Origin of the sequence: Ramlibacter sp., from assembly GCF_028291745.1 — a bacterium.
Classification (GTDB): domain Bacteria; phylum Pseudomonadota; class Gammaproteobacteria; order Burkholderiales; family Burkholderiaceae_C; genus Ramlibacter.
Genome location: NZ_JAQGNQ010000040.1, coordinates 1 through 7,440 on the forward strand (window position 1 = coordinate 1; position 7,440 = coordinate 7,440).

At 69.4% G+C, this 7,440-nt stretch carries 8 protein-coding genes; 2 read left to right on the forward strand and 6 right to left on the reverse strand.

The genetic code is table 11. The annotated features are described in order from the left end of the window. The 5 genes from JWP60_RS06130 to JWP60_RS06150 form a co-directional block, all read right to left on the reverse strand. Positions 1-329, reverse strand: a 329-nt coding sequence (locus tag JWP60_RS06130; RefSeq protein ID WP_299787833.1) for a 2-dehydropantoate 2-reductase N-terminal domain-containing protein, incomplete at its 3' end; no start/stop codon positions are given. 95 nt (positions 330-424) lie between these two features. Next, on the reverse strand, positions 425-1,267 hold the full coding sequence (locus tag JWP60_RS06135) for an IclR family transcriptional regulator (protein WP_299787836.1): 843 nt from the start codon (positions 1,265-1,267) through the stop codon (positions 425-427). A gap of 4 nt (positions 1,268-1,271) precedes the next feature. Next, positions 1,272-1,991 carry an SDR family oxidoreductase gene (locus tag JWP60_RS06140; protein WP_299787839.1) on the reverse strand — a complete coding sequence of 240 codons (720 nt, stop codon included), beginning with the start codon at positions 1,989-1,991 and terminating at the stop codon, positions 1,272-1,274. Between the two features lie 7 nt (positions 1,992-1,998). Continuing rightward, positions 1,999-2,976 (reverse strand): tripartite tricarboxylate transporter substrate binding protein, encoded by a 978-nt coding sequence (locus JWP60_RS06145; protein ID WP_299787842.1) that lies wholly within the window; start codon positions 2,974-2,976, stop codon positions 1,999-2,001. Positions 2,977-3,052: 76 nt separating this feature from the next. After that, positions 3,053-3,580 (reverse strand): 2,4'-dihydroxyacetophenone dioxygenase family protein, encoded by a 528-nt coding sequence (locus JWP60_RS06150; protein ID WP_299787845.1) that lies wholly within the window; start codon positions 3,578-3,580, stop codon positions 3,053-3,055. A gap of 121 nt (positions 3,581-3,701) precedes the next feature. On the opposite strand from JWP60_RS06150, the gene JWP60_RS06155 reads away from it, so the two are divergent. Continuing rightward, complete coding sequence (locus JWP60_RS06155) at positions 3,702-4,673, forward strand: aldo/keto reductase (RefSeq protein ID WP_299787848.1); 972 nt, start codon at positions 3,702-3,704, stop codon at positions 4,671-4,673. Between the two features lie 7 nt (positions 4,674-4,680). Here JWP60_RS06155 and JWP60_RS06160 read toward each other — a convergent pair whose 3' ends face one another. Then, a complete protein-coding gene (locus JWP60_RS06160; protein WP_299787851.1) occupies positions 4,681-6,243 on the reverse strand; it encodes a DUF3612 domain-containing protein in 1,563 nt (520 codons plus the stop codon). Positions 6,244-6,370: 127 nt separating this feature from the next. Here JWP60_RS06160 and JWP60_RS06165 point away from each other — a divergent pair. Beyond that, positions 6,371-7,440 (forward strand): hypothetical protein (locus JWP60_RS06165; RefSeq protein WP_299787854.1); only part of this gene is annotated, 1,070 nt, incomplete at its 3' end.

Below are 7,440 nucleotides of genomic sequence, written 5' to 3' on the forward strand. Positions count from 1 at the left end.
AGCAGGTCGATGTGGCGGATGCCGTTGAGGACGGGGACGATCAGCGTCGCGGGTCCGACCGCGGGCGCGAGGTCCTCGATGGCCTGTTCCAGCCCGTATGCCTTGACCGCCAGCACCACGAGGTCGAACGGCGCGCTGATCTCGGGCGCGGTCCACACGGGCGGATGCAGCGTGGCATCGCCCTGCGGGCTCACCAGCTGCAGCCCGTTCTCGCGCAGGGCGGCGGCGCGCGCCGGCCGCACCAGGAAGTGCACGTCGCGCCCGGCCTCGAGCAGCCGTGCCCCGTAGAAGCCACCGGTCGCGCCGGCACCGACGACAAGAATGCGCATGCTTTCATCCTTCCCGGCGCCGGGCCGGATCGTTGCGACGCGAGGGCGCCGTGGACACTATCCTGCCATGACCGCCGCAGGACGGGATTGCCCGCTCAGAGCAGGTCGGCCGAAGACAGGGAGGGCGTCTCGGCGATGCGCGCCGAGATCGCTGCGCAGGCCGCCAGCAGCGGCGCGACATAGGCCTGCTCCGGGTTCTGCTTCTGCCGGAACAGCAGCGTGCTCACGCTGATGGCGGCCACCGGCGCGCCGCGGTGCCCGCGAATCGCGGCGCCGAAGCAGAAGATGCCGGCCTCGTTCTCCTCTTGGTCCATCGCGTACCCGCGTTGGCGCGTGAGCGCCAGGTCCTTGCGCAGCGCCGCCCGTTCGGTGAACGTGTTGGCCGTGTAGGGGCGCAGCGCGACGGTCTTGAGCAGCGGCTCCAGGGCATCGGCGGCCAGGGCGGCCAGGTAGGCCTTGCCCACCGCCGTCGAATGCAGCGTCACGCTCGTGCCTATGCGCGAGGCCATGCGCACGGCGCTGGGACTTTCCAGCTTCTCGATGTAGACCATGCTGTTGCCATTGGGGATGGCCAGGTGCACGGTCTCGCCGGTGGCATCGCGCAGCCGTTTGAGTTCTTCGGCGGCGATCACGCGCAGCTCCGAGCGTCCCCAGCTCTGGCTGGCCAGCTGGATCAGGCGCGGCCCGAGGGCCAGTCCATGCGGCGGCGCTGCCACCAGCAGTCGCTCCGCCAGCAGCGCGGCGACGATGCGGTGCACGGTCGGCCGCGGATAGCCGCTGGCGCGCACCAGCGCCGTGACGTTCGGGCCCTCGCCGGCGGGCGGCCAGTCGGCCACCAGCTGCAGGACGTGCATGAACTTCGAGAAGGATGCGGTGCCGGCGACCTGCGGCTGCCCGGGCAGGGCGGCCTCTTCGTCATCGTCGGCAGCGCTGGTCATGACCTCACGTTACCAGGTAGCCGCCATCGACCGGCAGGATCACCCCGGTGATGAAGGCGGCCGCCGGCGTGCACAGGAAGACGGCCGCGCGGGCGACGTCGTCGGGCGTGCCCCAGCGCCCGAGCGGCGTGCGCGCGAGGATGGGGCCGGAGCGCGCCGGGTCGTCCTGCAGCGCCTGCGTCAGCGGCGTCGCGATCCAGCCGGGCGCCACCGCATTGACGCGGATGCCGTCGGCCGCATACGCGATCGCCAGCGATTTCGTGAGCTGCGCGATGCCGCCCTTGCTGGCCGCATACCCGGGCACCAGGCCGCCGCCGAAGAAACTGAGCATCGACGCCGTGTTGACGATGCAGCCGCGGCGCGCCTTGAGCTTCTCGCGCGTCGCGGTGCACACGCGCATGGTGCCCGTGAGGTTCACCGCCAGCACCTGCTCGAACACGGCGAGATCGTGCTCCGCGCCACGCTTGATGATGCCGGCGCAGTTGAACACGATGTCGAGTTCGGGGATGTCCGCCAGCACCGCATCGAGCTGCGCCTGCGCAGTCACGTCGGCCTGCCGGACGGCCACGGCCGATGCGAGCGTGCCGTCCCCTTCGCCGAGCCCGAGCGCAGTCACCTGCGCGCCCAGCGCGGCAAGGTGATTGGCGATCACCGCGCCTATGCCCTGGGTGGCCCCGGCGACCAGCGCGCGCTTGCCCTTGAACAGTCCGGACTCGTAGGTCATGGCCGCTTCAGTTCTTGATGCCGAGCTTCTGGATCAGCACCTTGAACGAGGCATCGTCGCGCGCCATCGCCTGCTTGAACTGCACGTCGTCGGCATAGGCGAAACCGAGGTTCTGCTTGTCGAGCGTTTCGCGGAAAGCGGGTTCGTTCGAGGCCTTCTGCGCCAGGTTCTTCAGGTAGGCAATCACCTGCGGCGGCGTGTTCTTCGGCGCTGCCAGGCCGCGCCACGTGCCGATGCTCAGGTCGATGTTGCGTTCCTTCATCGTCGGCACCTTCTCGAAGTTCTTCACGCGCTGGTCGGCCATCACCGCCAGCATCTTCATCTTGCCGGCGGCAATGTAGGTCGTGACTTCGGCGGGGCTCACCGCGACGGCGTCGATGTGGCCGCCCATGAGGGCCAGCACCGCCGGACCGGCGCCCTGGAAGGGCACGTGGTTGAACTTCGTGCCGGTCTTCTCCTCCAGCGCGCTGGCCGCCAGGTGCCAGATCGAGCCGGGGCCTGCGTTGCCGACGGCCACCGTGCCGGGCTTGGCGTGCGCGGCGGCCAGGAACTCCTCGATCGTGTTCCACGGCGCATCGGCGCGCACGGTGATCGCGGCCGGGTCGGCGTTCAGGCGCGCGATCGGCTGGAAGTCTTCGTAGGTGAACTTGCCGATGCCCATGTGCGGCAGCGTGGTGACTTCGACCGTGACCACGGCCAGGCGATAGCCATCGGGCTTGGAGGAGATCACGTCCTGCCAGCCGATGGCACCGCTGCCGCCGGCCTTGTTCACCACCACCATGCTCTGCGTCATGTACTTGCGCGTGGCATCCGCGAAGGAGCGCGCGAGCGCATCGGTGCCGCCGCCCGGCTGGAACGGCACGACCAGTTCGATGGGGCGGTTGGGATAGTCGCTCTGCGCGTGCGCCGCGGTGACGCCGAAGGCGGCGAGGGCACCGATGGCGGCAAGGGCCGCGAAGGCGCGGCGGGTGGCATGGATGGACATCAGGTCTCCTGGCTTGTTGTGGTGGTGAGAAAGAGGCGGCACGCGGCGCCGCCGGAAGCTGCGACGCGCTGGCGCGTCAGCGGATGAACTGGTCGGTGAAGTCCGCGCCCAGGCCCACGGCCGCATAGTGCTTGCGGCACATGTCGATCTTGGTGAACACGTCTTCGTAGCCGATGCCGTTGCCCCAGGGGTCGGTGTAGTACATGACGCCATTGACCTGGAAGTAGGTGATCATCTCCGGCACGTCCTCGGGCACGTACAGCGTGTGCGTCTCGCCCGGGGGCTCGAACACGTAGCTGCCTTCGGTGGCTTCCCAGTCGTGCTCCAGGTACTTCCAGCGGCCTTTCAGCACGAAGCCGTGCACGGCTTGCGGATGGCGATGACGGCTCAGCACGCCCGACTTGCGCACGCGCAGCAGGTTCATCCAATAGCCCTGGCTGACATTGAGGCACAGCGGCCGGAACGAGACGTTCTCCGCCTGCGGCACCCAGACGCGCTCGTCCTGCGGAATGGCATGGGGCACCACGATCTCGGGCAGCGCCTCCCGCGGATTCGGGTACTGGTAGGGCGTCATCGGCTCCTGATCGACGCGGTCGGTCGGCATGGATGTGTCCATAGAGTGGATCGAGCGTCCACAATGTAGATAAGCAACTGCGATTCCCCTTCGGGGTTTTCCCGTGGCCAGCGAAATGCAGTACCGTTTCGTACTGAAGGCAGGTAGGTCCATGGCTCACTTCGCTCCACCCGGTCCGCTCGGTTTTGGCGGGGCACCGCTCGGCAACATGTTCGACGTCGTCGACGAGGAGACGGCCGAGGCCGCACTCGTGGCAGCATGGGACAGTGGCGTGCGCTACTTCGACACCGCGCCGCACTACGGCAGCGGCCTGTCCGAACATCGCTTCGGCCATGTGCTGCGGCGCTATCCGCGCGATGCCTTCGTGCTGTCCACCAAGGTGGGCCGGCTGCTGCGCCCCGACGCCTCGTCGCCGGAGAACCCGCCCTTCGTGAAGGGCCTGCCGTTCCGCGTGCAGTCCGACTTTTCGTACGACGCGGCGCTGCGCTCGGTGGAGGACAGCTGCCAGCGCCTGGGCCTGGCGCGCATCGACATTGCCTTCGTGCACGACCTCGCCGCCGACCACCTGGGCGATGCCTGGGAGGAGCAGTTCGAATTCGCTCGCACCGGCGCCTTCCGCGCGCTGACCCGGCTGCGCGAGGAGGGCGTGATCCTCGGCTGGGGCCTGGGCGTCAATCTCACCGAGCCCTGCATCCGCGCGCTGGAGCAGGCCGACCCCGACGTGTTCCTGCTGGCGGGCCGCTACAGCCTGCTGAATCAACCGGCGCTCGATCGCCTGTTTCCGCTGTGCGCGGAGCGCGGCGTCCACGTCGTGGTGGGCGGCCCCTACAACTCCGGACTGCTCGCCGGGGGGCGCAACTTCGAGTACCGGGAGGCGCCGCCGGAGATGGTCGCCAAGCGCGATCGCATTGCCGCCGTGTGCGCGCGCCACGGCGCCGACATCCGCTCCGCCGCCCTGCAGTTCTGTGCCGCCCATCCGGTGGTCGCGGCGATCATTCCCGGCGCCAAGCACGCGCGCAAGGTGCAGGAGAACGCGCGCCTCATGACCACCACGGTGCCGGCCGCCGTGTGGGAAGAACTCCGGCGCGAGGGCCTGATCCCGCCGGCGGCGCCAACGCCCTAGCGCCCGGTCACGCGGCCTTGCGCCGCGTGCTGCGGCGGATGATCTCCTGCTGCACTTCGGCGATCTCGCGCGTGCGCGACGTGGACGAGCCGTCGCAGTGCTCCTGCCGCGGGCAGTGCGTGCTGCGCGGGCAGATGATGCGCGCGGGCTTCTCCAGCGCCTGCGGGATCCAGGCGATGTTCAGCACCTTGGCGGCAGCGCGGATGGCGGCCGCCGCCTCTTCGGGCACCAGTGCTTCGCCATGCTGCTGCAGGCAGGCATGGGCGATGCTGTCGACGAGGCGGTCGGCGTTGCTCGTGTGCGAGCGCAGCGCCGGCACCAGGTCGATGCCCACCGACAGCACGTGCGGGTTGCCGGCCATGTCCTCGGTGCGGCGCGAGTGGCACACGTACAGCAGGAACTGATCGCCGTCGCGCAGCACCGAGATCTGCGAGCCGCTGGCCGGTCCCCGCGTGTGGTGCAGCATGCGGAACACGGCCCAGTGCGGGCAGGGGTCCGAGACCTGCGTCATGTTGCCCCAGGGCAGCGGGATGCCGTTGCCCCGGTACACGGTGCGCAGGTAACCGGGCGGGTAGGCGTCGAAGTAGTGCCAGTACGGATAGGGCGACACCTTGGTCATGCGCCGCATCATCACGGCCGGCGTCAGCTCGATCTTGTCGCCGGCCTCGATGCGATAGGACTCGCGCGTGAGGAAGCGGCGAAACGCCTGCTTGGGCGCCAGCAGCGCGCTGGCGAAGAAGCTGCATTCGAAGTCGCGCCAGGCATGCAGCACGTCCTCGGGGCTCAGGCCGCCGGTCACCCCGCTGGGGCTGCCGCCGACCTGGCCGCCGGTGGCGTGCGCCGACTTCAGGCCGTCGCCACCGTGCAGCACCTTGTGCGCGAGGTGGCCGGACAGGTCGAACTTCAGCCGCGCGGGATCGGACTGCAGCGCGCGATTGAGGTAGATCTGTCCCGGCGCATCGTAGAAGGAGCGCAGCATGCTGCGCAGCTCGGTGTCGCGGTCGCGCACCATCACCGCCTGGCGCTCGAACCAGTGCAGCTTCAGGCCGTGGTGCGCGCACAGCTTCAGGAGGTCGTCGACCGAGAGCGGGAAGCGGCGCTCGCCCACTTCGTCCGCCGCGCGCTCCAGGTCCGGATAGTCGTTGCGCGAGATCTCCTGGTGCGAGCGGATCAGCAGGTGCGCGAACTGGCGCCCCGTGGTGCCGGTCTGCGCCAGCAGCTCGGGGATGGCCGCCTGCAACAAGTCGCGCGAGAAGAGGAAGGCCGGCTCGAAGGGCACGGGTGGCGCGCCACCGGCACGGGTGAGCGCCGTGCTCGGCTCGTCGGCCTGCGTGCCATCGAGGAACCAGCCCGGCTCGCGCTGGAACAGCGACGACAGCAGGGCGAGCACTTCGTGGGAAGGCACCCGCTTGCCGCTCTCGATCATGCTGAGGTAGGAGACCGAGGGCGCGCGCCCGGCATCCACCTGGATGCAGCGCGCCGACAGTTCCTCCAGCGTCAGGCCATGCGTCTTGCGCAGGGCGCGCAGCTTGCTGCCGAGGAAATGCGTGTTGCGCGCGTGCTGGGCCATGGCGGCAGCTCCTGTGAAATTGACGTAGTGAAATTTCCTGAGTGAAATTTACCCCAATAACGCGCCCAGAATGAACTCAATGCGGACGTCCTGGCGTCCTGCCACCGGTCCACTTCTGGAGAATGCCATGTCCAACATCCTGATCCTCGGTGCTTCCTACGGGTCCCTGCTCGCGACCAAGCTGGCCCTCGCCGGCCACCGCGTGTGCCTCGTGTGCACGGCCGGGACGGCCGAACTGATCAACGGCGAGGGCACCATCGTGCGCTTTCCGGTCAAGGGACGCACCGGCGCCGTCGAGGTGCGCTCCGCCGAGCTGCCCGGGTCGATCACCGCTGCCGCGCCGCAGGACGTGCCGACGAATGGCTTCGACCTCGCCGTGCTGGCGATGCAGGAAGCGCAGTACGCCGAGCCGCCCGTGCGGCAGTTGATGCGGCGGCTCGCCCGCGCCCGCGTGCCCTGCCTGGCCATCATGAACATGCCGCCGCTTGCCTACCTGCGCCGCATCGAGTCGCTGGACCTGGCGCGGCTGCAGCATTGCTACCGGGATGCGGCGCTGTGGGAGGGCTTCGACCCGGCGCTGGTGACGCTCGCGAGTCCGGATCCGCAGGCCTTCCGTCCGGTGGGCGAGGGCAAGAACGTGCTGCAGGTGGGCCTGCCCACGAACTTCAAGGCGGCGCGCTTCCAGGACGATGCGCACACGGCGCTGCTGCGGCAGCTCGAAGCCGATATCGACGCGGCCCGCTTCACGGTCGACGGCGAAGCGATCGAGCTGCCGGTGCGGCTGAAGGTGCACGAGTCGCTCTTCGTGCCGCTGGCGAAGTGGCCGATGCTGGTTACCGGCAACTACCGCTGCATCCGCGCCGACGGCATGATCCCGATCCAGCAGGCAGTGCATGGCGACCTGGCGCTCTCGCGCGAGATCTACGAATGGGTGGCCGACCTGTGCTGCCGCCTCGGCGCCGAGCGCGCGGACCTGGTGCCGTTCGAGAAATACGCGGCCGCCGCGGCCTCGCTGCAGAAGCCCTCGTCGGCGGCACGGGCGCTGTTCGGCGGCGCCAGCCACATCGAGCGCGTCGACAGCCTGGTGCACTGCCTGGCGGCACAGTTCGGCCTGGCGCATCCCACGCTGCGCGAGACGGTGCGGCTGGTCGATGCGCGGCTGGAGCGCAATCGCATGGAGCAGGAGGCGGTCGCGGC

Coding starts and splice junctions, on each gene's coding strand:
- JWP60_RS06140 (WP_299787839.1), bottom strand. CDS start 1,991: ATGACCTACGAGTCCGGACTGTTCAAGGGCAAGCGCGCGCTGGTCGCC.
- JWP60_RS06135 (WP_299787836.1), bottom strand. CDS start 1,267: ATGACCAGCGCTGCCGACGATGACGAAGAGGCCGCCCTGCCCGGGCAG.
- JWP60_RS06150 (WP_299787845.1), bottom strand. CDS start 3,580: ATGCCGACCGACCGCGTCGATCAGGAGCCGATGACGCCCTACCAGTAC.
- JWP60_RS06145 (WP_299787842.1), bottom strand. CDS start 2,976: ATGTCCATCCATGCCACCCGCCGCGCCTTCGCGGCCCTTGCCGCCATC.
- JWP60_RS06160 (WP_299787851.1), bottom strand. CDS start 6,243: ATGGCCCAGCACGCGCGCAACACGCATTTCCTCGGCAGCAAGCTGCGC.
- JWP60_RS06155 (WP_299787848.1), top strand. CDS start 3,702: ATGGCTCACTTCGCTCCACCCGGTCCGCTCGGTTTTGGCGGGGCACCG.